At 60.0% G+C, this 23,991-nt stretch carries 19 protein-coding genes and 4 pseudogenes; 8 read left to right on the top strand and 15 right to left on the bottom strand.

Annotation, left to right across the window (positions count from 1 at the left end; genetic code table 11):
• Nucleotides 1-230: 230 nt before the first annotated feature.
• Together ACX3P0_RS21470 and ACX3P0_RS21465 are read right to left on the bottom strand one after the other, a co-directional pair.
• Nucleotides 231-677 carry a universal stress protein gene (locus ACX3P0_RS21470; protein WP_459091732.1) on the bottom strand — a complete coding sequence of 149 codons (447 nt, stop codon included), beginning with the start codon at nucleotides 675-677 and terminating at the stop codon, nucleotides 231-233.
• A 72-nt stretch (nucleotides 678-749) separates the two neighbouring features.
• Nucleotides 750-1,361: a hypothetical protein gene (locus ACX3P0_RS21465; RefSeq protein WP_459091730.1), complete on the bottom strand. Its 612-nt coding sequence runs from the start codon at nucleotides 1,359-1,361 to the stop codon at nucleotides 750-752.
• Nucleotides 1,362-1,461: 100 nt separating this feature from the next.
• Between ACX3P0_RS21465 and ACX3P0_RS21460 the strand changes: the two are divergent.
• Nucleotides 1,462-2,225 (top strand): annotated as a pseudogene (locus tag ACX3P0_RS21460) (NYN domain-containing protein).
• 151 nt (nucleotides 2,226-2,376) lie between these two features.
• Here the strand turns inward: ACX3P0_RS21460 and ACX3P0_RS21455 are convergent.
• The gene (locus ACX3P0_RS21455) at nucleotides 2,377-3,015 is read right to left on the bottom strand and encodes a proton-conducting membrane transporter (RefSeq protein WP_459091728.1); all 639 of its coding nucleotides are present in this window, start codon (nucleotides 3,013-3,015) and stop codon (nucleotides 2,377-2,379) included.
• Nucleotides 3,016-3,216: 201 nt separating this feature from the next.
• Entirely contained in the window at nucleotides 3,217-4,068 is an 852-nt protein-coding gene (locus tag ACX3P0_RS21450) for a DMT family transporter (protein ID WP_459091726.1), read from the bottom strand.
• 423 nt (nucleotides 4,069-4,491) lie between these two features.
• On the opposite strand from ACX3P0_RS21450, the pseudogene ACX3P0_RS21445 reads away from it, so the two are divergent.
• A pseudogene (locus tag ACX3P0_RS21445) lies at nucleotides 4,492-5,412 on the top strand (KAP family P-loop NTPase fold protein); the annotation flags it as partial.
• A gap of 264 nt (nucleotides 5,413-5,676) precedes the next feature.
• Here ACX3P0_RS21445 and ACX3P0_RS21440 read toward each other — a convergent pair.
• A complete protein-coding gene (locus ACX3P0_RS21440) occupies nucleotides 5,677-6,747 on the bottom strand; it encodes an FAD-binding oxidoreductase (RefSeq protein WP_459091724.1) in 1,071 nt (356 codons plus the stop codon).
• Between the two features lie 6 nt (nucleotides 6,748-6,753).
• Nucleotides 6,754-7,980 (bottom strand): aromatic ring-hydroxylating oxygenase subunit alpha, encoded by a 1,227-nt coding sequence (locus ACX3P0_RS21435; protein WP_459091722.1) that lies wholly within the window; start codon nucleotides 7,978-7,980, stop codon nucleotides 6,754-6,756.
• A 155-nt stretch (nucleotides 7,981-8,135) separates the two neighbouring features.
• Here ACX3P0_RS21435 and ACX3P0_RS21430 point away from each other — a divergent pair, with 155 nt between their 5' ends.
• On the top strand, nucleotides 8,136-9,014 hold the full coding sequence (locus tag ACX3P0_RS21430) for a LysR substrate-binding domain-containing protein (RefSeq protein ID WP_459091720.1): 879 nt from the start codon (nucleotides 8,136-8,138) through the stop codon (nucleotides 9,012-9,014).
• A gap of 26 nt (nucleotides 9,015-9,040) precedes the next feature.
• On the opposite strand, the gene dddP is transcribed toward ACX3P0_RS21430, so the two are convergent.
• The 3 genes from dddP to ACX3P0_RS21415 form a co-directional block, all read right to left on the bottom strand.
• A complete protein-coding gene (dddP, locus tag ACX3P0_RS21425) occupies nucleotides 9,041-10,372 on the bottom strand; it encodes a dimethylsulfonioproprionate lyase DddP (protein WP_459091718.1) in 1,332 nt (443 codons plus the stop codon).
• A 158-nt stretch (nucleotides 10,373-10,530) separates the two neighbouring features.
• Nucleotides 10,531-12,180 (bottom strand): ABC transporter substrate-binding protein, encoded by a 1,650-nt coding sequence (locus ACX3P0_RS21420; RefSeq protein WP_459091716.1) that lies wholly within the window; start codon nucleotides 12,178-12,180, stop codon nucleotides 10,531-10,533.
• An 88-nt stretch (nucleotides 12,181-12,268) separates the two neighbouring features.
• Nucleotides 12,269-14,305, bottom strand: a complete 2,037-nt coding sequence (locus tag ACX3P0_RS21415) for an oxidoreductase (protein ID WP_459091714.1) — start codon at nucleotides 14,303-14,305, stop codon at nucleotides 12,269-12,271.
• Between the two features lie 145 nt (nucleotides 14,306-14,450).
• Between ACX3P0_RS21415 and ACX3P0_RS21410 the strand changes: the two genes are divergently transcribed.
• From ACX3P0_RS21410 to ACX3P0_RS21400, 3 genes and pseudogenes are all read left to right on the top strand, one after another.
• Nucleotides 14,451-15,080, top strand: coding sequence for a TetR/AcrR family transcriptional regulator (locus ACX3P0_RS21410; protein ID WP_459091744.1), 630 nt, complete (start codon nucleotides 14,451-14,453; stop codon nucleotides 15,078-15,080).
• Between the two features lie 22 nt (nucleotides 15,081-15,102).
• Complete coding sequence (locus ACX3P0_RS21405) at nucleotides 15,103-17,088, top strand: oxidoreductase (RefSeq protein WP_459091712.1); 1,986 nt, start codon at nucleotides 15,103-15,105, stop codon at nucleotides 17,086-17,088.
• Nucleotides 17,089-17,090: 2 nt separating this feature from the next.
• A pseudogene (locus ACX3P0_RS21400) lies at nucleotides 17,091-17,387 on the top strand (Ldh family oxidoreductase); the annotation flags it as partial.
• Nucleotides 17,388-17,528: 141 nt separating this feature from the next.
• Here ACX3P0_RS21400 and ACX3P0_RS21395 read toward each other — a convergent pair.
• Entirely contained in the window at nucleotides 17,529-17,906 is a 378-nt protein-coding gene (locus ACX3P0_RS21395; RefSeq protein WP_459091710.1) for a lysozyme inhibitor LprI family protein, read from the bottom strand.
• Here ACX3P0_RS21395 and ACX3P0_RS21390 point away from each other — a divergent pair.
• Nucleotides 17,905-18,102 carry a hypothetical protein gene (locus ACX3P0_RS21390; protein ID WP_459091708.1) on the top strand — a complete coding sequence of 66 codons (198 nt, stop codon included), beginning with the start codon at nucleotides 17,905-17,907 and terminating at the stop codon, nucleotides 18,100-18,102. The genes ACX3P0_RS21395 and ACX3P0_RS21390 overlap by 2 nt on opposite strands.
• Nucleotides 18,103-18,119: 17 nt before the next feature.
• Here the strand turns inward: ACX3P0_RS21390 and ACX3P0_RS21385 are convergent, their stop codons facing one another.
• The 4 genes from ACX3P0_RS21385 to ACX3P0_RS21370 all read right to left on the bottom strand — a co-directional run bounded on the left by ACX3P0_RS21385 (nucleotide 18,120) and on the right by ACX3P0_RS21370 (nucleotide 21,927).
• Nucleotides 18,120-18,944 (bottom strand): N-acyl homoserine lactonase family protein, encoded by an 825-nt coding sequence (locus tag ACX3P0_RS21385; RefSeq protein WP_459091706.1) that lies wholly within the window; start codon nucleotides 18,942-18,944, stop codon nucleotides 18,120-18,122.
• Nucleotides 18,945-19,014: 70 nt separating this feature from the next.
• Nucleotides 19,015-20,469 (bottom strand): NAD-dependent succinate-semialdehyde dehydrogenase, encoded by a 1,455-nt coding sequence (locus ACX3P0_RS21380; protein WP_459091704.1) that lies wholly within the window; start codon nucleotides 20,467-20,469, stop codon nucleotides 19,015-19,017.
• Between the two features lie 95 nt (nucleotides 20,470-20,564).
• Nucleotides 20,565-21,497, bottom strand: coding sequence for an NAD(P)-dependent oxidoreductase (locus tag ACX3P0_RS21375; RefSeq protein ID WP_459091702.1), 933 nt, complete (start codon nucleotides 21,495-21,497; stop codon nucleotides 20,565-20,567).
• 52 nt (nucleotides 21,498-21,549) lie between these two features.
• Nucleotides 21,550-21,927: a carboxymuconolactone decarboxylase family protein gene (locus ACX3P0_RS21370; RefSeq protein WP_459091700.1), complete on the bottom strand. Its 378-nt coding sequence runs from the start codon at nucleotides 21,925-21,927 to the stop codon at nucleotides 21,550-21,552.
• 252 nt (nucleotides 21,928-22,179) lie between these two features.
• On the opposite strand from ACX3P0_RS21370, the pseudogene ACX3P0_RS21365 reads away from it, so the two are divergent.
• Nucleotides 22,180-22,381 (top strand): annotated as a pseudogene (locus ACX3P0_RS21365) (ISL3 family transposase); the annotation flags it as partial.
• Nucleotides 22,382-22,539: 158 nt separating this feature from the next.
• On the opposite strand, the gene dctP reads toward ACX3P0_RS21365, so the two are convergent.
• Complete coding sequence (gene dctP, locus ACX3P0_RS21360; RefSeq protein WP_459091698.1) at nucleotides 22,540-23,670, bottom strand: TRAP transporter substrate-binding protein DctP; 1,131 nt, start codon at nucleotides 23,668-23,670, stop codon at nucleotides 22,540-22,542.
• Nucleotides 23,671-23,991: the final 321 nt, after the last annotated feature.

The raw sequence follows: 23,991 nt of genomic DNA, 5'->3' as shown, positions 1-23,991 counted from the left end.
GGGAAAACTGCGAATTGCAGGCGATGGGGGCTGCCACAGCTATTGTCTACGGCGGTTATTCGAGACTCTTCGGGTCTGGGCGAATAACCTGATTGAAAATTCTCGGGCGGATGTCCGTCACGCCGCGCTGTAGGAACGGGAATTGAGATATGGCCGTGCGCTAGCCCATGACGGCAATGCCGGCCGCTCAGTCTATGAGACCCGTGGCATCCTGATACTGTGAAGATCGACTACCGGACTACCAGTACGGGAATGGTTGTATTCGCCAGCACCTCAGATGTCTGACTCCCGAGAAGAACCTTCCGTATGCCACGCCGGCCATGCGAGGACATCACTATGAGATCACAGCCTTTGAGCTTGGCAAACCTGACGATGGCCTCGGCAGGAGATCCATCGATTTCATGCACTAGATCTACTGTGACGTCATGCTCGGACCCGCGCTGTTCGATGAATGCAAATCGTTCCCTCATGATTGCATCTATCTGCTGGTCGTAGCGAGAAACGGGGTCATGGACACCGCCCAGACGGGCAGCACTCGCCATTTCGGGTCGCAGGGGTTCCGAAACGGCTAGAACCGTAACTTTCGCCTCGAGCGGCTTGGCAAGCGACAGACCATGCTCAAGGCCCTTGCGGGCAAGTTCGGATCCATCCGTGGCGATCAGAATGTGCTTGTACATTTGCTCTCTCCAGTAGGAGTTCTTCCAGCATCGTGCACGAAGCTTATTGGAAAACAAGCGATCGCCGCTCAATCAGGGGCGACATTCTGATACTGCAACCGCACCACAGTCCCGATCCATGGCGGCGCAATCGATGAGCAGCGCGGCCAAACATAGAAACGCTATGTGGGATTTTGGTCGAACTGAATTGGCGGCGCAAAGCCGCCGACTACCCCTCCGCGCGCTTCGTTCAGAATGCTGGTGAGGGATCGCTATTGCGGCGAGCCGCCAGTTGGAAGAGGCGCTGCGGTCCAGATCGCTTACGGCAGCGGGCACGTGGTCACACCGAACAGCGTCATGCAGATGGCTTGAGGAATACTCGATGAATGGGAGAGGTTGCGTACGGTCGAGGAATTCGCATACAACGAACCAACAAATGCAGGAGAGATAATGCCAACAATCGTTGATGACCTGCGAGCAATTGCCGCTCACCCCGCTAGCCGGACAAAAGCCGAGGTAGTGGATATTCTGCTCGCGGCTGCCGACCGCATCGAATCGAAGCGGATTGAGCTGGCAAGAATAAAACATGATTGCGAGAGCACGAAGCGGGCTGGTTAGATCGGCCAGGGTGAAGAAATTCAAAAACCCGGGAGAAGAAGCTGCCCGCGCCTTGCGCCGGTCTCCCGTCATCTTGATGAATGCCAAATTTCAGTCAGACATCGAGATGCTTAGCGTGCCTTTGCGCCCAACGCGACGATAGTGTTGTGGTAGCATTCCTCACAGGCGAAATGAACGAAAGCCCTCCATGCCAAACGAACATCGATCCCCCGCCTTGCCGTCCTGATCGACGCCGACAATGCTTCAGCCAAGATCGCCGATGGACTGTTCGAGGAAATCGCCAAGATCGGGGAAGCCAGCGTCCGCCGCATCTATGGTGATTTCTCCAGCACCCGCTCGAAGGGATGGGCGGATATTTTGTCGAAGCACGCCATCATTCCCCAGCAGCAATTCGCCTATACGATAGGCAAGAACGCCTCCGACATCACCTTGGTGATCGATGCCATGGACCTTCTGCACAGCGGTCGGTTCGACGGGTTCTGTCTAGTATCGTCGGACAGCGACTTCACGCGGCTCGCCGCCCGTATTCGCGAACAGGGTGTCGATGTGTATGGTTTCGGCGAGCAAAAGACCCCCGAGAGTTTCCGGCAGGCGTGCCGTCGGTTCGTTTACACAGAAAACTTGCTGGCAACCGCCCCGGCCAATGGCATCGACGCGGCTCAACCGGCCACGCCTCTCCAGCCACCAAGCGCGGCGGCGGCAATCATCAAAAGAGTGATCGCCCAGATGGAAAGCGAGGACGGCTGGGTGCCGCTCGGCTTGGTCGGCAATCAATTGGCCAATCTTGTCTCCGACTTCGACCCGCGCACCTTCGGCTCCCGGAAGTTGAGTGACCTAATGCGAAAGACAAATGAGTTCGAAATCAACCATCCCGAAGGCGGAACGATGCGCATTCGGGCGAAATTGAAGCCCTCCGGCCGATCCGCGCCAAAGCCGCGCGGACAACCGTGACAGCCTGTCGCAAAGCGTTATTGGCATCACGGCGCAGTCGATGCGACCTACGGCGTGCGGCGAACCTTCGGGCGAGCGGCGGGGGCGGTTTCAGGCAATGCTCCTTCGGGAGCGCCGCCCTTTTTCGATCAGATAACCCCTCCGAACGCGTTCAGGTATTGTCAGAACTTCCCGCCGTGGGAAAGCGGCGGGCAAATTCCTTCTCATTGCCGGCAGCCAGAAGTTTCGCCTGTTGAACCCACTGCTCGCGCTTAATGCGGCCGTCGAACTGGAGATAATCCTCCACGCTCCTGATGTCAGCCGCAGTCCAGGCGGCAATTTGAGCGAAGGTGGTGGTGCCGTGTTCGTTTAGACGGCGCTCATTCACAGGCCCGATGCCGATCAAGCGCCGCAGAATGTCTTTGCCGGTGGATTTCGCAGCCTTCGGCTTGGCCGATACGGTCTTTGCGGACTTGACCTTCGCGGGTTTGGCAGGTGCCGACGCGACAGGCCCTTTCGGAGCGGTTGAAGGCAGGGAAGTGGCAGCAGCGATCGGAGCTGATATCAAGGCGGCAGGGGACGGCTTTGCCCTGGCCTCGCTCAGTTGGCGCTCGAGATCGGCTCGTGCGCTCCCACAAGCTTCCAGTTCACCGCCCAGGCGATTCGCGTCGGCCTTCAGCCGATCACGTTCGCTGCGCGTGTTATCAAGGCTACCTCGCAGATCATTGAGTTCACCACGCTGGCGCCCCCATAGGAACCAGCCTACAACCAACCCAAGAAGGAACGCTAACAGCATATAGAAAAAAGTCATTGCCTCTCTCCAGTCTGAGCCTGCACGCCACAATGCGTGACCGCGCGGCATCTTGCGGCAAGATGCCCACAAAAGGAAAGGCTCCCGTGCTGAAGGAGGTGAGGAGCGGCAACGGCAGGCATCATCCAGATGCCAAACATCGTTGGATCTTGGTGGTTTCTGCCGCAAACGGCCATCATATTCCGGGCCGAACTTCTTCGCCTAGCCAGCTGAACTCTTACGCTGTGCCGCCAGAAGTGCCAGCGCGACGCCTCCAACGATACCGATAGTCGCGATCACAAGTCGTGCAGTCAGCATCTCCCCGATGAAGACGACACCACCAAGGGCGGCGATGGACGGCACGGTCAATTGAACAAATGCCGCCCGTGTGCGCGAGAGCTTCGGTAGAACGCTGTACCAAATAATGTACCCGAGGCCTGATGCAATTGCGCCAGAGGCGACCGCGTAGACCACTCCCTCCACGCTTGGCCTGAACATCAATGCACCAATTGCCATCAGGACGATACTGATCGGCAAACAGCGGACAAAGTTGCCTGCGGTATCGGTCAATGGCGACAGCGATCCTCTGCCCAAAAGGCTGTACGCCGCCCACGAAAGGCCTGCGACAACCATCAGCATTGCTCCAGGAAGCGGTGGTGCAACAAGTCCCGGTGAAACCAGATAAACAAGAGAGAGGAACGCGGCGGCTATTCCGAGCCACTCCGACAGAACAGGTCTGTCGCCTTTCACGATTGCCCAAGCTAGCATTCCGATCTGCACGCTGGCAAAGAGAATGAGTGCTCCTGGCCCCGCACCAACGATCACATATGCGACGGAGAACGTCCCGGCATAAAGCAGCAATGCAAGTGCGCCTGACCAGCTTCCCGTTCCTGCTCCCATCGTACGCCGCGACCGGAAATAAACCAATGCGGCGAGGACGACGGCGCCGGACACCAAGCGCGCACCTGTATATCCAAGTGGGTCTATGTCGCCATGCGAAAGGGCAAGTCTGGCCAGCACGGAGTTCGCGGCGAAGGCCAACATTGAGATGATCGTTAAAATGGCAACCTTCATCGTAGGCAGGTAACCACCGATGCCTCTAGCCGGCAAGCGGATCATCCGCGAACCGATCATACACGTCGGCAGACATTACGAGCAATGAGCGGGCGACGTTCCCGGGAGACCATCCCGACGCCACGGCAACATTGAACAAGCTGCCATGGCCTTCCTGCCATGGTCGCACGCGCCGAAATCTCAGCATACATAGCGCGTCAGGCGCTCTGCCCCCTGCCTCGTGCGACCAGCGTGTAAAGTGGGGCAAGAGCCCGCGGCCGAAGGGGATTACCCGGACGCTGGAGCGAAAGACTAGGATGGAGCATCGGAGGTTATTCCAAGAGATGGCCGTGCGTCTCTCTACCTCTGTTCACAACACTTAAGTGCACGCTGGACAAAATCTTGTCCTGGGCTGACACTTCGTAACTGGGGGGAGTTTATCCAATGATCGTTGCCGACAACGAGACCGACGTCGACTACTTATATTATGAGCCGGTCGCGAAGACCGTTGTCCGTCTCATACGGGAAAAAGCCGGAGAGCCGTTGACGATAGGCCTGCATGGCGACTGGGGCGCGGGAAAGTCCAGCTCCCTCTTGATGATCGAACGATCCTTTGCCGCGGAAGACTCGACGTTGTGCGTGCGCTTTAACGGCTGGCTGTTTGAAGGCTACGACGATGCCAAGGCGGTCCTGATCGAAACTATTGTCGCCGAACTGCTGAAAAAGCGCTCATTCAGCCCGACGCTCAAGGCCAAGGCGGCTCACGTCCTCAAGAACGTGAGCTGGATGAAGGTCGCACGCACGCTCGGCGGCGCAGCCATGACAGCGTTCACGGGCCTGCCAAGCGGCGAACTCGTCCAGGGGCTCGGCAAGGTCGCCAAGGACGTTATCGCTAACCCTGCCGACGTACTGACGGGCGAGATGTTCACCCGGGTGTTCGATGGCGCCGTGGAACACTTCAAGACTGACGGCCCTGAGAATACCGCCCCGCAACGAATCCACCAATTCCGGCAGGACTTTGAGGAACTGCTGGCCGAGGCGAAGATTGACCGCCTCGTGGTCCTGGTCGACGATCTCGACAGGTGCCTGCCGGAAACCGCCATCGCCACGCTTGAGGCGATCAGGCTGTTTCTGTTCGTGCCCAATGCCGCATTTGTTATCGCCGCCGATGAGGGGATGATCGAGTATGCCGTTCGTCGGCATTTTCCGGAACTGCCGTCAACCGTCGGTCCCAACAGCTACGCCCGCAATTACCTAGAGAAGCTGATCCAAGTACCATTCCGGATGCCGGCTCTTGGGCAGTTCGAGACCCGCATCTACCTGACGCTCTTGCTCTATCTGAACGCGGGAGCGGACGCCAAGTCTGATGCTTTCAAGGCTGTGATCGACGTTGCCAGGGAGGCATTGAGGAAGCCGTGGATCCCACCTGATCGGCGTTACGGGTATAGACGCCGGGCCGCGCCACCGCGCTGGTCCAGTGATCGTCCGCACCGAGGGCACCACAAAGAGAACACATCGAACAACTCTCCCAACCGCCAAGGTCTGGCACATGCCACGGGTTAACGGGGTCGCAGATGTCGGCTGTCCAGCTACCTAAAGGCGTGGAATTTACAGATACTGTCAACGACTCTACAACTCTACAGTCACGACCCCCAATGGCTTGGAACAGCAGGCAAGGATGTATCCTTCGGCAACATCCTCGTCGGTGATGCCCCCGTTGTGCACCATGTGCACCTGGCCGTCGAGTTTGCGTACCTTGCAGGTACCGCAGATGCCCATGCTGCAGCCGGAAGATATCGGGACGCCGGAAGCCCGGGCAGTTTCAAGAATCGTATCGGTCTCATTGCATTTCGTCACCACATCCGACACCGCGAAGCGTATTTCCGCGGTCTTGTGATCCTGTGGCTCTACGTCTTCGGGAACCGCCTCCGCTTCATGTGGCTCCGCCTGGAAGCTTTCCTGATGGTAACGTTCCATATCGTAGCCAAGGCCCGAGAGAGCGCCCCTCACGGCTTGCATGAAAGGTTCGGGCCCGCAGCAGAAGACCTCTCTTTCCAGATAGTCCTGGGCCATGAGCCCAAGCATCAACTGGTTGAATATTCCCCGATAGCCTGTCCAGGGCCGGTAGGGATCAGTCTCCTCCACTACCCACTTCAGGTCGATGCCGATGACCCGTGTCGTCATGTGTTCAAGGCTTTGTCGGAAGACGATGTCCGATGGCCGCCTGGCGCAATTGACGAAGACGATGTCCGAATTCAGCCCGGAATCATAGAGAAAGGTGGTCATGGACATCATCGGCGTGATGCCCGACCCTGCTGATATGAACAGGTACTTGTCGGCGGGATGATGAACGATCGAGAACCGGCCGGCCGGCCCGATCGCCTTCAACCGCATGCCGGGCCGCAGATTGTCGAACATCCAGCGCGTACCGATCGAATCCGGCTGCGCCTTCACCGTGATCGTCAGCGATGTCGGCCGCGAGGGTGAGGACGATATCGTAAAGGTGCGATGGATCGGCCCGTCCGGAAGCGGCAGTTCCAGCGTCAGGAACTGGCCGGGATCGAAGCCGAACAGGGCGCCGGACGGGCTGCGGAAGGAAAAGGTGATGACGTTCGGCGCCTCCGGCAAGACGTCGACGCATTCCAGTTCCTCCGCGTCCGTCCACAGCACCAGCCTGGGTCTCGCGACAGAAGAGACCATGGACGGCTATTCCGCCGCTATGCGGTGCGGTTCGGCGGCCTGTTCCATCCAGGTGGCGTACCAGTCGACGAACTGGATTACGCCGCTCTCCCATTCGGGCGCATAGGGTCCGGGCGCGTAGGCTGGAGAGCGGATGCCATTCTGGTTCGCCTCGACGACCTCGCGGTCCTCGTTATTCGTTGCGGTCCACACTTCGGTGAGGCGCTTGAGGTCATAATCCACACCCTCGACCGCATCCTTGTGCACCAGCCAGGTGGTGGTGACTTCCGTCTCGGTCGGGCCGACCGGCATGACACGAAATGTCAGCGAATGGTCGGGCAAGAAGTGGTTCCATGTGCTCGGATAATGGAAGACGAGCAAGGAACCGGCGTCCGGCGGTTGTACACGGCCAAGCGGCTTGTCGACCGCCGCCTTGCCATCCATCGTAAAGCTGACGGCGGTCTCCTCCAGCGGCATGCGCGCAAGGCGGAATTGCCCGTCGCCGCCAACCAGGAATTGCGCCGGGGCGCCGGCTGCGGCGCAGCGGTCGAAATGCCCCTGCAGCCTGGCCGAAATCGATCCATCGGCCGATACGCCGGCAATCTCGGGGTCCAGCGGAAACGACCGGCACAGCGCCGGATGATTGGCGCTGCAATGGTAGCACTCGCGGTTATTCTCCCAGACCAGCTTCCAGTTGCCCTTTTCCACGACTGTCGAGGTGTAGGCCACCTTGGCGTCTGACAGGTCATGCACGTCGAGATAGGGAGCCGCATCCCGAGCGAAGGGCTCGAATGCAGGTGGCTCCTGGGCCACGCAGACATAGAGCAGGCCGCTCAGATTTCGCAAGTGTACCGGCTTGAGGCCGTGGCTGGTCGGATCGAAATCCGCGCCCATGTTGTTGGCCCACATCAGCTTTCCGTCCAGATCGTAGGTCCATTGGTGATAAGGGCAGACAAGCTTGGCCACCTGACCCTCACGCGCCTTGCAGATCATGGAACCGCGATGGCGGCAGGTATTGTGGAATGCCCTGATCTCCCCGTCGCGTCCCCTGACGAGGATGATCTCGTAGGCGCCGATGCGCATGGCGACGTAGCTGCCGGACTTCGTCAACTGGCAAGCCGGGATAGCGTAGAGCCATTCCTTGTAGAAGATCTGCTCGAGGTCAAGCTGGAGCACGTCTGGCGACACGTAGAAAGGTTGCTCGAGGGCATGACCCGGAATGCGGCGATTGAGCAGTTCCTGAATGTTGATCATGGGTGGCGACCTCCTGGCTTCCGAGACCGATGGTTCAGATGATTTAACATCACTAGCGACCACAATCCTTTTGACAATGGCATTAAATTTCATCTTGAGTTAGATAAACTAATCTCTAGGCAAAGGGGGTCATAAGCTCCTCCGAAGGAGGCCACATGCGCCGGCCCTATGACTTCTCTTCCATGACCGCCCTGATCAGCTTCGAGGCGGCCGCCCGCAATCTGAGCTTCAAGAAGGCCGCACAGGAGATGAATGTAACTCCCGCCGCGATCAGCCACCAGATCAAGGCGCTGGAGACGGACCTCGCGTGCAGCCTGTTTGTGCGCCGGTTTCGTGGCGTCGAACTGACGGAAAAAGGGGCCTTCCTGTTCCTTGCCATCCAACGGGGCTTCGAGACGATTTCCGAAGCCGTCGCCCAATTGCGCGGGCAGCCGGAAGCGGTCGACGTAACCATCGGCACCACCACCGCCGTCAGCGCGCTGTGGCTCACACCGAAGATCTCGGCTTTCTGGAAGCTCCATCCTTCCGTCACCGTCTCCCAGATTGTCAGCGACGTGCCGGTCGGGGCTAGCCGCTGCGATCTGAGCATCCGCTACGGCAATCCGCGGGAGGACGGCGTCGAATACAGGGAACTCTTTCAGGACCGCATCGTCGCCGTGGGAACCGACAGTTTTGCAGCCGAATACCGCATCACCCGGCTGGAAGACCTGCTGCGGGCACCCTTGATCCATTCGAGCATCGAGGAAACCGATTGGACAACTTGGACCGACTGGTTCGCAGCACTTTCGCAGCCCGCCCCTAAAGGTCGCGGTTTTCATGTCAATAACTACATGATCGCGCTCCAGGCGGCGCAGGACGATGTCGGAGCGGTACTGGGCTGGGAGGAACTCATTCAAAGCCTCCTGCAAGGGGGGCGGCTAACGAGGCTCGTGCCTGACGCCATTCCTTCGCCGGTGCCGTTCTATCTCAAGATCTATCCACGGGCTTCTTTGAAAGCGCGCCTTTTCGCGGAGTGGCTCGACCAAAGTTCTTGAGGGCGAAGCCCCCGCGCCGGAAAAACTCAGGTCATCAAGGCCTGGTCGAAAGGACAGTTGGAGAGATTTTCGTAGCCGCTGTCCGTAATCAGCACTTGCTCCTCCAGTTTGACGCCTTCGCGGCCGCCGACCGCGCCGACATAGGCTTCCACGCACAAGGTCATGCCCGGTTCCAGCACGTAGTCGAACGCCCCTGGAATGAAATCTTCGGGATAGAGGATGGCCGGGTATTCATCGCACAGCCCGATACCGTGCATCATGACACCGTAGCGCTGTTCGATGAATTCCGCCGGAAGCTTGTGGCCGCGCTGCGTCAGTTCCGTAAACGAGACGCCCGGCCTGAGCATGGCCATGTTCGTCATCACATGCTCATAGGCGATGGCATGGAGCCTTCGCTGTTCGTCGGAGGGCCTGCGGTCACCGCAATACCAGGTGCGCGAGAAATCCGCGCACATGCCATAGGGGCCTATCAGGTCGGTGTCGAATGCCACCAGTTCTCCGGCGCCGATCTTACGCGGGCCGGCCTCCTGCATCCAGGGATTGGTCCTCGGACCGGAGTTGAGAATCCGCGTCTCGATCCACTCGCCGCCGCGCGCGATGTTTTCAGCGTGGAGCACAGACCATAATTCCGTTTCGACGATGCCTGGCTGCAAGCGCTCGCGCATTTTTGCAACCGCGATCTCACAGGTAGCGAGAGAACAGCGCATCGCGTTGATCTCATCGACCCCTTTTATCCCCCGGGCGTGCTCCATAAGCTGCATGCCGTTGCAGACCTCGACCCCGCTTTCATCCAGCGCCCGCAAACCGGGGACTTCGATCTTGTCGACGGCGAGGCGGCGGTTTCCTCCGCCGTGCTTGCGCAGCAACTCGTCGATCTGGCCGGCGAATTCTTTCGCGATGGCCTCTTCCTGATCGCCGGCAACGAAGTAGTAGAAGCCTGCGCCGCCGTCCCGGATCTCATGGATAAGCGGCAGGTGCGCCGATAGATGGCCACAACGGTCGAAGTCCCAGAGAACGACATGGCCGTCCGCCGCTACGAATACGGCCCGCGACGGATTGTGCATGGTCCAGACATGCATGTTCGAAGAGTCCGTCGCATAACGGATGTTGAGCGGATCGAAGCACAACACGCCCGCATAGTCGCGCTGGCGCAGTTGCTGGACGATGCGGTCGAGCCGCGTTTTTCGCATCCGCTCCAGGTTTGGCGGGGTCAGGCCCAGCGCCGCCCATTCCGAGAAGGCCAGGTCGGTTGGGCCGATCTCGATCCGATCATTGTCGTCAGGACTCCCATCCGGCTTTGGCGCGAAGCCGGGCCTGCGTCGCGATGGGTCTATCTTCTTGTTCGTGATCGAGAACATTCCGACCCCTTGGGCATCAGATTGGGTGTTGGGACGATTGACGTGAGGAACGGAGGTTCGGCGGTCGGAGAAAGCCCGGCCGTAAACGGCTGCGGCAAGGTCGTCTGCCGGCTTCCAACGCGGACACTGGGAGCCGGCAGACGTTCACCCGGGAAGGATCAGGCGTCGAGCCAGACGGTCTGAAGGTCCATCTGGAATGTGGGGTGCACTCCATAGTTCCTTACGTTCTTGCTCATGTGACTGAAGACCTTTTGCCAGAACGGCTGAATGATGACGCCCGAATCCTGCAGGATCGTCTCCAGGTCCTTCATGACCTCGCGTCGTTTCTCCACATCGTTGAGCGACAGCGCCGCTTTCAGCTTGGTGTCGAAATCCGGGTTCGAATAGCCGGTTTCGTTCCAGGCGCCGCCTGTCATGTAGGCCAGTGTCAAGACCTGGACGCCGAGCGGACGCATGTACCAGATCGTCATCGAATAGGGGAACTTCGTCCAGTCGTTCCAGAAGGACGAGCCTGGCAGGACCGTACGCTTGACCTTGATCCCTGCCTCCCGGAGTTGGGCCGCCAGCGCATCACCCGTATTCTTCTGCCAATCGTCGTCGACGGTGATCAGTTCATGCTCGAAATCGGCTTGCCCGGCTTCGGCCATGAGCTTCTTGGCACCCTCCGCATCGCGCTCCTTCTTCGGAAGCTCATAATATTCGGGGTGGATCGGGCTGACATGATGGTTTTCGCCGACCGTTCCGCGACCGCTGTAACCGAGTTGGAGCACGACATTGTTGTCGACGGCCATCTGCAGCGCATTGCGCACCTTCTGATCGTCGTAGGGCTTGTGGGTGACGTTGGTACGGGCAACCAGCGTGGTCGCGGTCGCGACCTCTGAACTCACAAGATCCGTCCCGCCGAGGAGATCGATGAAGTCCGGCGGCGTTTCGAGGTTCATGTCGATTTCATGGGATTCGAAAGCATTGACCGTGGCCGAAAAATCCGTGCCGTAGTCGATGAACTCGACGCCGTCGAGAGGCGCCTCGCCGCCCCACCATTTTCCGTTCTCACGCCGCTTGACGGCGGCTTTCGTGCCGACGTCGTAGGAAACGAGTTCGAACGGCCCGGTGCCGATCGGCTTGGCCACCGGATCGGCGCCTCCAGCGTCGAAGCTGCGATGCACGACCAGCCCTGGATAATCGGTGAAATTGGCGATGAGCGAAATGTCCGGCTCGCTCAGCTTGAGCTTGACCGTATGGTCGTCCACCTTGGTGATGGCGCCGTCCCTGGCTTTCCCCGTCGCCTCGTCGGTCAGCGAGGTGACACGGGCGGCCATGGAATTGCCTGCGACCGCCTTCTCACACCAGCGGCCGATATTGTAGGCGACATCGTCGGCGTTGAAGGCATCGCCATTGTTCCAGGTCACGCCCTTGCGCACATGCAGGACATATTCGGTGACGTCGTCATTGACCTCCCAGCTTTCGAGCAGCACCGGCTCGAACGTGAATTCGCGGGTGTAACGCACGAGTGGTTCCAGCCATGTGCGCGAGATGTTCGCCAGTTCGACCCAGTCGTAGGTGCGCGGGTCCTTCTGCGCCTTAACCGGCATGGCCACCCGCAGCGTTCCGCCTTTCTTGGCTTCCTGTGCGAGAGCCGGCGTCGGTGCGGCAAGGCCGATCATGCCGTAGGCAAACGCGGTCGAAGCGCCGAGTGCGCTCGCCAACGCCAAAAACTCGCGTCGGTCCATGCGCCCGCATCGGGTTTCTTCGGCCATCTTCTCGATGACCGGCGGAACACGGTCGCCGTTACTTCTGTAAAATCCCATATCTTCCTCCTTTTTATGGTCCTGCCAGATGAAGCCGGATGTTGTCCGGCCAATGGAGCGGTACGATTTGAAGTGCGAAGTCGGGTGGTCAGATATCCTTTGCCAGCCGCAGCGCATCGTAGATGGCGGCATGCGTGTTGCGGGCGGATACGGCGTCGCCGATCCGGAACAGCTGGAATTTCCCTTCTGGATTGCGAACGACCGTCTGCGTCTCGCCGGCGATCAGTTGATCGTGCGATATCTCCCCGTGGTTGCGCGACCGGGGCTTCAGTTCGAAGTAGAGCTCGTCCAGCGGAATGGTGCCGTGGTTGACGACGATCTGGTCGACCAGCCGTTCCCTGGCTACGCCACCATAGTCGCTGCCGATATGGGCAACGATCTGGTTGCCGCTCCTTTCCGCCCACTCCAGCCGCCAGGTGACGGTGAAGGTCACGTCGAGTTTCTGGAGGGCGCGCATGTAGGGGACGAGGTTCATCGCCATGACTTCGGGCGCAAATGAGCGGTCCGGCGTCATGATCTCGACCTTCGCGCCGGCGTTGGCCAGCACTTCGGCCGCCTGCAGGCCGGCATTGTCGCCCGCGTCGTCGAAGATGAGCACATTCGTGCCCGGCTTCACGTCGCCGGACAGGATGTCCCAAGAGGAGACGACCAGTTCGTTGCCCTTCGACAAAACCTCGGTATGCGCCAAGCCGCCCGTTGCGATGATCACGACGTCCGGGTCCTCGGCGACAAGCGTGTCGGCGTCGGCCCAGGTATCGAAGCGGAACGTGACGCCGAGCTTGCCGCACTGGTTCATGCGCCAGTCGATGATGCCGATCATCTCGCGGCGGCGCTCGCTCTGAGCGGTGAGGCGTATCTGGCCGCCGGGTTTGTTTGCCGCCTCGAAGAGGACGACCTCATGCCCACGCTCGCCCAGGACGCGCGCCGCCTCCAGGCCTGCGGGCCCCGCCCCGACGACGACGACCTTCTTGCGGTCCTTCGCTCGCGGCATGACGTGCGGCATCGTCTCTTCGCGCCCCGTGGCGGCGTTGTGAATGCAAAACGCCATGCCGCCCTGGTAGATGCGGTCGAGACAGTAGTTGGCACCGACGCAGGGGCGGATATCGTCCTCGCGCTTTTCTATGATCTTGCGCACGATGTACGGGTCCGTCATATGGGCGCGGGTCATGCCAACCATATCGATCTTGCCCGAGGCGATCGCGTGCCGGGCCGTGGCGACATCCGGGATTTTCGCGGCGTGAAAGGTCGGGAAGTTGGTGGCGGCGCGGATTTCGCCCGCGAAATCGAGATGCGGCGCGCTCGCCATGCCCTGAATCGGAATGACGTCGGTCAGGCCAGGGTCCGTATCGATGTGCCCGCGGATGACGTTCAGATAGTCGATCAGCCCGCTATCCTTGAGGCGCTTCGAGATCTCGAGGCCTTCGGCCTTGCCCGTGCCGCCGGGAAGCCGTTCGTCGGCCGTGTAGCGCACGCCCAGGATGAAGTCGTCGCCGACGCGCTTGCGCATGGCCGAAAAGACATCGAGGCAGAAGCGCATGCGGTTTTCGAGCGGCCCGCCATAGGGGCCGTCGAGTTCGTTGGTGAGCGGCGAGACGAACTGGTCGATGAGGTGGCCGTAAGCTTCCACCTCGAGGCCGTCCATGCCGCCGGCCTTCATGCGCTCGGCGGCATCCGCGAAATCCTTGATGATGCGCTCGATATCCCAGTCTTCGATCTTTTTCGGGAAGGCGCGGTGCGCGGCCTCCCGGTGGTGGGAGGGAGCGACGACCGGAAGCCACTCGCCCTTGTCCCAGCGCGTGCGCCGGCCAAGATGGGTCAACTGGATCATGATCGCCGCACCTTCCTCGTGCACCGCGTCCGTCATTTCCCTGATCCAGGGGACGATCTCGTCCTTGTAGGCGAGGAGGTTGTTGAAGACGGGCGGGCTGTCGCGCGACACCGCCGCCGATCCGGCGGTCATCGTCATCGCGACACCGCCCCTGGCCCGTTCGACGGTATAGGCCCTGTAACGTTCTTTCGGCATCCCGTCTTCCGGGTAGGCCGGCTCATGGGAAGTCACTATGATACGGTTTCGAAGCTTGAGATGCTTGAGTTGATATGGCTGAAGGAGAGGGTCGTTGGACACTGCCGGACTCCATCTGGAATGTGTAGCGATCAAGCTAGGTCAAGATGTTCACTCATGTCAATTGCGAAAACATTAGCGTCAGGAGAATTGACATCGATGAACATTTTTCTTGTTTTTGGCTGCCCGGATCGCTAGGAGAATGAACGTGGAGCAAGTATTGAATGACAGCGGCTGGCGCGGTTCTCCGGAGGTCTGGCTCCAGGCCGCTGCGGATGCGTTGCTGGATCACGGCGTCGAGGCCGTGAAGATCCAGCCTCTGGCCAAGAGGCTGGGGATTTCCAGGACAAGCTTTTACTGGTTCTTCAAGGATAGAGAGGAACTGCTGTCGGCCCTCGTCGCGCGGTGGCGCGACAAGAACACGGGCAACCTGATCCGGCAGACGGAAGCTTATGCCGAAAGCCTGGCGGAGGCGATGCTCAACGTATTCGACTGTTGGCTGAGCAAGGACCTGTTCGATTCCCAGTTTGAGTTCGCAGTGCGCAGTTGGGCGCTGCAGGCACCGAAAATCCTCGCCGAGGTTCGCGAAGCCGATCAGATGCGCCTCGAGGCCTTGACCCGCATGTTCGTGCGGTTCGGCTATACGGAAAGCGTAGCGGACGTCCACGCCCGAACGACATACCTGGTGCAGATCGGCTATATCTCCATGCAGTCCGCGGAGGATATCGCCGATCGCATGAAACGCATTCCCGAGTACATCGCGATCTACACCGGTCAGCTGCCGCAAAAACGCGAGCTTGACCGCTTCTTTGCCCGGCATGGTTACAAGCCGCAGTAACGAGACCTTATGGGAAATCGAGATGTCGACGCACTTTCCCCGCCTCTTTTCTCCAGTTACGCTTCGTGGCCACACATTGCGCAACCGCATCGTCTTCGGCGCCCACACCGCCAATATGGCGGAAAATGGCGTGCCGACTGAGCGGCATGTCGCCTACTATGCGGAACGCGCCATGGGCGGCGCGGCGATGATCGTCGTCGAACCGATGCCCGTGCACCCGGCGGCCGTCCTGACGCGCGGGAATTTTCGTCCTTGTGACGACGGCGTGATCCCTTATTTTCGGCGCGTGACGGAAGCGATCAAGGGTAATGGCGCTGTCGCGATTCAGCAGCTTTATCATATCGGAGCGCATGGGGATTCCGACAATTCCTTCCACCCTCACTGGTCGCCGTCCGGTCAACCCAGCTACCACGACAGCGACGGCTCGCATCCGATGACGGAAGCGGAAATCCGGGAAACGATCGACGGGTTCGTACAGGCCGCGCGGCGCTGCCGGGAGGCCGGCTTCGACGGTGTCGAGGTGTGGGCCGCCTATCTCGGCATGGTCGATCAGTTCTGGACGCCGTGGTGCAACCGGCGCGACGATCAATGGGGCGGCTCGCTCGAAAACCGTACCCGCATGTCGCGGGAAATCCTGACCCGCATACGAGAGGTTTGCGGGCCCGACTTCATCATTGGCCTCGCCGTCAGCGACGAGCCGGACGTGAAGGTGGCCCTTCAGCGCGACGAACTCGCCGAGATCGTCGGCCTGCACGACGAACTGGGGCTCATGGATTATGTGACCTGCGGGTCGGGCGGCTATCTCGATTTCTACAAGTTGATGCCGACCTTCCTCTATCCGGAAAAACTGGGCGTCGATCTCGCCGCCGTCCTGAAGGGCGTCGTCAGGAACGCGCTGGTTACCGTCGAAAGCCATATCCGGACACCCGAGAACGGGGAAACGGTGCTCGGCGAGGGCTCAGCCGATCTGGTCTCGATCGTGCGCGGCCAGATCGCTGACCCGCACCTTGCCAGAAAGGCTGGTGAGGGGCATGCGGAAGACATAAGGGGCTGTATCTCGTGCAACCAGATGTGCTGGGGGCGCCGCTCGCGCGATTACTGGATCAGTTGTCTCATCAATCCTTCCGCCGGGCGCGAGTTCGAATGGGGGGGCGATCGTTTCACGCCTGCTGATGTCAAAAAGAAAGTACTTGTCATCGGCGGCGGACCCGCCGGGCTGGAGGCGGCACGGGTCGCGGCGGAACGTGGCCACAAGGTCGTGCTGGCCGAAGCATCAAGCCATCTCGGCGGCAATTTCCTGCTGGCTGGAATGCAGCCTCGGCGCGCGCAGATCCTCGATCTGATCGCCTGGTATGAACGCCAACTCGAAAAGCTCGGCGTAGAGGTTCGCCTCAATTCCTACGTCGAGGCCCACGACATCGACCCTTCCGAAGCTGATGTCGTCGTGGTAGCGACCGGCTCCTACGCCCCCGAGACCGGTTTCCAGAAGGCGCTGCCGACGCTCGAAACCATGCCGGGTATCGAGAAGGGCAATGTCTTCACGGTTGAAGCTGTCATGGCCCGGCAGGCGCGGCCCGGCCCGCGTGTTCTCCTCCTCGATGAAGGCGGTGGCTGGCGCGGTTGCGGCACTGCCTGGAAGCTGGCCGAGGACGGCCACCAAGTGACGATCGTCACCCCGGACCCGTTCGTCGGCAAGGAGTTGCAAAGAACCGCCGCTGACGTTCCGTTGCGCCAGGCGTTGCGCAAGCTCGGCGTAGAGTGGATCGTCGAATCCAGCATCGCCGAATGGCGCGGAAACGGTGCTGTCCTTCTCGACCATAACACCGCTGGGCGCCGCTTCGTCGAAGCCGACGCGCTGGTGACGGCAACCACGAATTTTCCAGCCGACTGGCTGATGCCGGGCTTAGCAGAATTGGGATTGGTGACACGCCTGATCGGCGATTGTGCGGCGCCACGGCAAGCACCTTATGCGTTCTTCGACGGCCGGAAAGCAGCATTGGATATCTGATGGTGGCTGAAGAGGTGGAACTCGGACCGACGGAAGCAGAGGAACTGGCGATACGGGCTTGCCTCGGCGCCCGGCGCCAGCGAACAAAGCACTCGCTCACTCGTCGATGCGACCTTGTCGGCCGCGCGTTTCGGCCATGCTACGTTGGGTTTCCGCATAAGGTCGACTATCTGAATAGCTCCCGCGAAGGCCGGATAAACTGCGAACCTGCGCCGACGCTGGCTCACCCGTTTCCGGCTATGCTCGCCTCCGACGCCGATGGCGGCATAGCCCAGCTCGGTTTCAACCTCGCTTTCGAAGCTTGCCGCTATCGAAAAATTTTTCTGAGAAGAGACAGATGGCACAGATTTCAGACGTGGATGAGGCCATGGCATTTCATTGCGAGCCGATGCCAGCACGAGCAATTGCACCGGCCGTCGATGCACACTTCTGCTCGCATGTCAGCCGATTGTGCGGTCGGCATAGGCTTTCGCCTTGTAGGTAGGATAACTCAGCACCTGTCCCTCCCGCCCCAGATCGCCATTGTTGTAGAATTCACAGGCCGCATCGCTGAATTGAAGCCAGGTCCGATGCTCGGCGAACAGGCCGTCACGGGGCCGGCCCTTCTGGCCGTCGATCAGCGCGTTCCAGGCGACTTCGAATTTCCGCTTCTCACCGTCGACGAGCGCGTTTCCGCATTGCAGCCAGGCCTGGTTCGACCCGTCGCTGGCTTCGATACAGGTACGATAGGCGCCATCGGCGCGCGCGATGACCGATGATCCCACAGACGCTGTCATGACGATGCCTGCCACCGCTATCGTCCTCGGAGGAGGTATCATGTCGACCGCTCCCCGTTCATCGAACGACCCGCTTGCTTGTTCCGCAGACGAAAGCCGTGGCAAGTTGATCGGCCACCGCACGGGCTTTCAAATTGTCGCCGGCACCCGCGACCACGCCCATGACGCAGGATCGCCCCGAAGGCTCGATCCGGTAAAAGACGAGTTGGCTTCGTTCAAGTTTGGCGACGCTATCTGACTAAGAACCGGATAATGTTAGCTGGCGATCGGCTCGCAATCGACGCGCACGATATGGGAAAGATCTTGATGAACCGCCGGGTAGCGCTTCAAAACAAGCGGATCGTGTCCCGGAATCCAATGATTGTCGGACGAGGCAAGGCTGCGGATGGTCTTGAAGGCGTTCAGCATGTCCTCGACGTCTAGAATGGAGGGAAACAGATGCGACCGCTCCATATTGGCATAATAGTGGCTAGCATCTGATGCCAGCACCAGCCACTGGCGCCGAGTCCTGACCCGAACCAACTGGAGGCCGCGCGTGTGTCCGCCGACCCAGTGGACAGTGACGCCGGGAGCGATCTCGCCCACGCCATCGTGGAATTGCACGCGCCCGTCATAGACCTTGCCGATCATGGCGGTGACGTCCTGCACCGAAAAACCTCTTCGCAAAGGCGCATGGCACATACAGCGACCTGTGCAGTAGCGCATTTCTCGGTCCTGCACGTGGTAGCGTGCATTCGGGAAAAGATCATGGTTGCCCGCATGGTCCCAATGCAGATGGGTGAGGCAGACATCTGCGACAGTGCCCGGATCGACGCCAAGGGCCTTCAGGCTCTGCGCCACCGGAAACAGAATCTCGCGTCCCCTGCGGGCGCCCTCTTTCTCGTCGAATCCGGTGTCGACAATGATCGTGCGACCTCCGCCCCGCAGCATCCAGACGAAATAGTCGAGCGGCATATGCATGTCATGGAGGTCGCGCGGCTCAGGTACCGGCCATACGTAATTCTCCCAGAGCTTGCGATCGCTCTCCTGAGCATATCTGATCGCGTAAACCTCATATTCGACGTCTGTATCGTCACTCATGGATGCTTTCCTCCAAAACTTCCGACTACCGCCGTCAGCGGCACTGGGACCAATGCAAGCGCCATGCCGTCTAGCCTATGAACGCATATTTGACGTTCTGAAAAGCACGCAGCCCCTCAATCCCCCCTTCGGAATAAAAACCGCTGTCCTTCACGCCACCAAAGGGAGTTTCCGGCGTCGCCGCTCGCCAGCCGTTGCAGATGACCATTCCCGCCGCGATATCGTCGATTGCCCGATTGAGGATCTGAGCGTTCGATGACTGAACGTAGGCCGCCAATCCGAAATCGGTTCCGTTGGCAAAGGCGATCGCCTGCTCATATGTCTCGAACGGTGACAGCACGGCAATCGGTCCGAACGGCTCTTCGCGGGACACCTTTGCCTGTTCATGCCCATCCGCCAGGATCGTGGGCTCGTAAAAGAAGCCAGGCCCGCCTGCCGAGAGACCACCGCTGGCGACCCGCAAACCATGTTTGCGGGCATCATCGACGAGATCGGCCAGCGCTTCAAGACGGGGCCTGCTGCTCAACGGTCCCATGGTGGTCTCGGAATCGAAGCCACAGCCCAGAACGAGCTTTTCGGCTTCTCCCTTCATCGCGTCCACCAGATCGGCGTAGACCGATTTGTGAACATAGAATCGGGTCGGCGATACGCAGATCTGCCCGGCATTGGTGAATTTGGCTGCTGTCGCCGCTCTTGCGACCTCTTCGACGTCCACATCTTCGAATACCAGGACCGGCGCATGGCCGCCGAGTTCCATGATGGGCCGCTTCATGCGCGATACGGCCTGCTCCGACAGAAGCTTGCCGATCCGGGTCGAGCCTGTGAAGGTGATGCCCCGGATGACCGGGCTGTCGATCAGACGGGAGCTGACAAGCACGGGGTCGCCGACCAGGATAGAAAGCGCGCCTTCCGGAAGGCCGCATTCATAGGCAATCTTGCCAATGGCCAGGCAACAGGCGGGAACCTCTTCCGATGCCTTGAGAACGATCGAACAGCCGCTGCCGAGCGCGCCGGACATCTTGCGCGAGGGCGTCACCAGGGGTGCATTCCATGAGGCAAACCCGGCGATCGGACCGAGCGGCTCCATCAAGACAAACTGTCGTTGTCCGACTTCGCGCGGCGGCACCACTCGGCCATAGGCACGACGTCCCTCTTCCGCTGCCCATTCCCACATGCCGGCAGCCACCTCGACCTCGCCCAGCGCCTCGCGCCACGGCTTTCCGAGTTCGAGCACCACCAGGGCGGCCAGTTCGTGGGCACGCTCGCGCATGGTGTCGGCTACCTTGCGCAATATTTTTGCGCGCTCGACGGCAGGGGTCCTGCTCCAGATGCCGAACCCATGCTCGGCCAGCCGCAAGGCCTGGTCGATGTCGCGCTCAGTCGACATCGGCACCTGCGAAATGACACCGCCCGTCGCGGGATCGACGACATCCAGCATCTCCCGACCGCCGTGCGGCTCGAACGTGCCTCCGATCAACTGCCCCAATTCAGGATAGCGGGATACCGCCTCAGTTCGTGACATCATCTCGGGTTTGATCCTTATGGGCAAAGGGCAGCTAGGCGCTCGTCTCGACCGGGTGGCAGGAAATACTCACGTGGGCTGCTGGTAATGCTGAACAGCTACCTCTTCTGGGCATTGATTGCCCGGTCGATGCGCTCAGGAGCGACCGCGATGCTGACTCCAGCGCGCTCGAGTTGCAGCTTCATGAAGGCACGTGAGTCCTGATCCCCCATGCCTTTGTTCACAGCCTCCGTCATGTCGGCGAAGGTTGTATTGATGATGCGCATTGGCACCGCCAGTTCGCGGGCGAGTTCGGTCCCCAGACGAACGTCCTTCAGCGCGAGCTTCTGCGCGAAGGCGGGCTTGTCATATTCTCCGGGCAGGAATTGCTTGGTCAGCATTTCCAGCGGCGACTGTTTACCCACTACACCAAGTTTCAGGGCCTCCCAGAGATCGAGCGGATCGATGCCTGCCTTGACTCCTAGCGAGAAGATCTCCGCCTGCGTGGCAAGCAAGGTGGCGCCAAACATGTTGTGACACAGCTTGATCACCGTACCTGCCCCAAGCGCTCCGACATGTCGCGGGTGATTGGCGAAAGACTCCAGAACCGAAAGATGCGCGTCATATCTCTGCCGGTCGCCACCGATCCAGATCACAAGGTCGCCCGACGCCGCACCAGCGGGACCGCCGCTCACCGGAGCGTCAAAGAAATACGCGCCTTTCTGCTCGGCGAGAGCGCCGATCTTGCGGATGGTCGCTGGGGCGTTGGTGGACAGATCGAACAGCGACTTGGCCGGGCGCATGTTCTCCAGAATTCCGCCCGGTCGCAGCACCACCGCCTCGACCTCCTGCGGACCGGGCAGCGAAGTGAATATCACATCCGCTTGCTGCGCAAGTTCAGCGATAGAGTCAGCTAGCTCAGCTCCCGCTGTTGATGCGCGGGCCATCGCTTCAGCGTTGAGATCAAACACGATAAGCGGCAACTTCGCCCTGAGCATGTTCAGAACCATGCCGTTCCCCATACGCCCCAGGCCAACAAATCCGATCTTCACTTTCTTCATCCTTTCTGAGTGTTAGCGTGAGCAAAATCTGGCTGGCTGCCCGTCAGATGCCCATTTCATCGAACACCTTGCGGGCGATCCGAAAACTGCTCAGACCGGACGGCATACCCAGATAGATTGAAATCTGCAGCAGACACTCGCGAATTTCGTCCTTGGTCAGGCCGTTGCGGATTCCGCCGCGTATATGCCCGGCAAGTTCATCCGGCCGGTTGGCTGCGGCCAGCATGCCGATGTTGAGAATGCTGCGGCTGCGACGGTCCAGACCCGGGCGCGTCCACACCGCACCCCAGCAATATTCGGTCACGAATTGCTGCATCGGCATCGAGAAATCATCGGCCGTCTCGAAGATTCGGTCGATGATTTCGTCACCGTTGACCTCGCGCCGGACGGCGAGACCCTTTTCGTAAAGTTCCGTAGTCATGGTGTTTGCTCCGATATCGACCGGCCAACGCACGGTGTCAACTAGTGGACGCAAGAGCCATGCCATTTGGAAGAAAAGCATGGTGCCGGCGCGTTCACGCCGCTCCGAAGTCCGCGCGGCGTACGCACAGGGGCGTTAGTGAGCGATCCCTAGCCGCCGTCGATATAGATGGTTTCACCGGTCAGGGACTTGATGTTCTCACTGAATAGCGCTCCGATCAGCCGCGCTACCTCTCGACGACGCAATCGGCCCGACTGCATCCCTGTTATGCGGCTCGCCCGTGTCTTGCGGAGAGACATCCGATGTCGTCAACAACGCCATAGAGCTCCTGTGGACCACCGAACCCGCCAAAATCAAAGATCAGATCAACCGCCTCAAGTCCCTCAAGCGTGTGTTGTACGGTCGGGCAGATCCTGAACTGGCACGAATGCTGCCACCGTGCCACACAAATTGAGGAAGAACCCGTCTGCCAGCGACACCACTTTGTGAGGGGAAGCCTTTTCGGATTTCCCCGTTAGGCGGCAAGCCGAGACCATTAGCTGGAATACAGGTCGAGATGAAGACCGCGCGCATGGCGCGGCCTTCGCTTCTTGCGCCGTGAAAGACGTGTGCTCAGTCGTCCATGCCGTAGGTTTCGGCGTCGATCTTATCAAAGATCTCACGGTCGAGGAGCGCAGTGACGGCTGCCTCGTCCTTGGCGTTGATCTCCGACAGCAGTTTCTTCCACTTGGCCTGAAGTTCGATCATGGAATTTATAACGTCGGTTGGATCTTCCACGCCGCGCTTCTCCATTGTCGTCTTCGGAAGCTCCGCGAGGAATTTCTCCTGGAAAGCCTTGAGTCGTTCCAGCGCCTCCGGCTCCGGCTCGACGAGCCTGATGTTTGCGGCGCGGGCAGCCTCCCAAGCCTCTTCCACGCTCGCCACCTGGGCGATCATGCTTCTTGCCGTCGCCGCAGAAAGCTCCTTCAGCATGAGCTTGCGCTCATCAAGACTGCGCGCTTGCCAGAAATTCTTGTTGAAGTAATAGCCGTCATTGGCATTCGACCCCAGCGGCATCAGATACACCGACTTGGCCACTTCCGTGAGCCTGAAGAAGGTGGTTAGGAACTCCGGGCTTCCCGCTGCGCAATCAATCGACCCGCGCTGCAGGCCCGTGTAGATTTCTGTGGCCGGAACCTGAACCGCAACGGCGCCTATCTCGCTCGAGAAGGCGATGTGAGCGCCCGTGGCTGTGCGGATCCTCTTGCCGACCAGATCCTCGATCTTATTGACCTCGTTTGCGCAGATGTAGCTGTAGATGCCGATCGAAAAACCACTGCCGTAGACGACGTCGGCTTTCTTCGCCTCATCGAGCAGGCGCTGGTTCAAAAGCTTGGTTTCAACGTATGCAAATGCCAGCGCCATCTGGTCGTCGGCGACGAAGGAAACGTCGGCCAGCGTTGCCGTCAGCGGCACGTCGGCTGGAATATAGTTACCAGTGACCTGGGCAAGATCAGCAACACCAGCAACGAGTCCGGAGAGGGAGCCCTCCGGTGGCAGAAGTGAACCTCCCGAATACACCTGAAAGCCGATCGCGCCATTCGACCCTGCCTTTACCCTGGCGGCAAAGTCGTTCAAAAAATCAGCCATTGGCGAGTTGGCACCATTGTACGTGGCGGCGGTGAAATCCTCAGCCCGCAGCGACGAAGCACCAAGCGTAGCGGTCAGCGCGAGCGCGGCCGCAGACAGTCGTCCAAATTTCATCTTTTTCTCCCATCGTCAGAACGCCCGGTGCCATTCCCCTGGGGGTATACGGCGCCACCCGGTTCTCGTTAGCGGATCCTTACATGCAAGGCATCCTCCCCGAAGGCCCCGCAATTATCACGCCAACCGCCGCGTCATATAGACACGCGCCGATCTTCATGAGGTGCGGTCGCCACGACGCGCAATACGGGCAGTCCCGCTCACGCGGCGCCATCTACCATTTTTAGTCGCTATCGTGTTTGAGTGCCCGCAAGGAAGACATGCCGCTGTCACGATCGGGAACACCAGCGTCCTGGCGCAGTGGCTATGCAGAAAATCTTC

This window comes from Mesorhizobium sp. A556 (genome assembly GCF_054489545.1).
This window is presented reverse-complemented; position numbering and strand designations above follow the sequence as displayed.

What these genes read in the sequence shown, in the direction of transcription:
- ACX3P0_RS21470 (WP_459091732.1), bottom strand. Translation starts at nt 677, where the DNA reads ATGTACAAGCACATTCTGATCGCCACGGATGGATCCGAACTTGCCCGC.
- ACX3P0_RS21455 (WP_459091728.1), bottom strand. Translation starts at nt 3,015, where the DNA reads ATGACTTTTTTCTATATGCTGTTAGCGTTCCTTCTTGGGTTGGTTGTA.
- ACX3P0_RS21450 (WP_459091726.1), bottom strand. Translation starts at nt 4,068, where the DNA reads ATGAAGGTTGCCATTTTAACGATCATCTCAATGTTGGCCTTCGCCGCG.
- ACX3P0_RS21440 (WP_459091724.1), bottom strand. Translation starts at nt 6,747, where the DNA reads ATGGTCTCTTCTGTCGCGAGACCCAGGCTGGTGCTGTGGACGGACGCG.
- ACX3P0_RS21435 (WP_459091722.1), bottom strand. Translation starts at nt 7,980, where the DNA reads ATGATCAACATTCAGGAACTGCTCAATCGCCGCATTCCGGGTCATGCC.
- ACX3P0_RS21430 (WP_459091720.1), top strand. Translation starts at nt 8,136, where the DNA reads ATGCGCCGGCCCTATGACTTCTCTTCCATGACCGCCCTGATCAGCTTC.
- dddP (WP_459091718.1), bottom strand. Translation starts at nt 10,372, where the DNA reads ATGTTCTCGATCACGAACAAGAAGATAGACCCATCGCGACGCAGGCCC.
- ACX3P0_RS21420 (WP_459091716.1), bottom strand. Translation starts at nt 12,180, where the DNA reads ATGGGATTTTACAGAAGTAACGGCGACCGTGTTCCGCCGGTCATCGAG.
- ACX3P0_RS21405 (WP_459091712.1), top strand. Translation starts at nt 15,103, where the DNA reads ATGTCGACGCACTTTCCCCGCCTCTTTTCTCCAGTTACGCTTCGTGGC.
- ACX3P0_RS21390 (WP_459091708.1), top strand. Translation starts at nt 17,905, where the DNA reads ATGTCGACCGCTCCCCGTTCATCGAACGACCCGCTTGCTTGTTCCGCA.
- ACX3P0_RS21395 (WP_459091710.1), bottom strand. Translation starts at nt 17,906, where the DNA reads ATGATACCTCCTCCGAGGACGATAGCGGTGGCAGGCATCGTCATGACA.
- ACX3P0_RS21385 (WP_459091706.1), bottom strand. Translation starts at nt 18,944, where the DNA reads ATGAGTGACGATACAGACGTCGAATATGAGGTTTACGCGATCAGATAT.
- ACX3P0_RS21380 (WP_459091704.1), bottom strand. Translation starts at nt 20,469, where the DNA reads ATGATGTCACGAACTGAGGCGGTATCCCGCTATCCTGAATTGGGGCAG.
- ACX3P0_RS21370 (WP_459091700.1), bottom strand. Translation starts at nt 21,927, where the DNA reads ATGACTACGGAACTTTACGAAAAGGGTCTCGCCGTCCGGCGCGAGGTC.
- dctP (WP_459091698.1), bottom strand. Translation starts at nt 23,670, where the DNA reads ATGAAATTTGGACGACTGTCTGCGGCCGCGCTCGCGCTGACCGCTACG.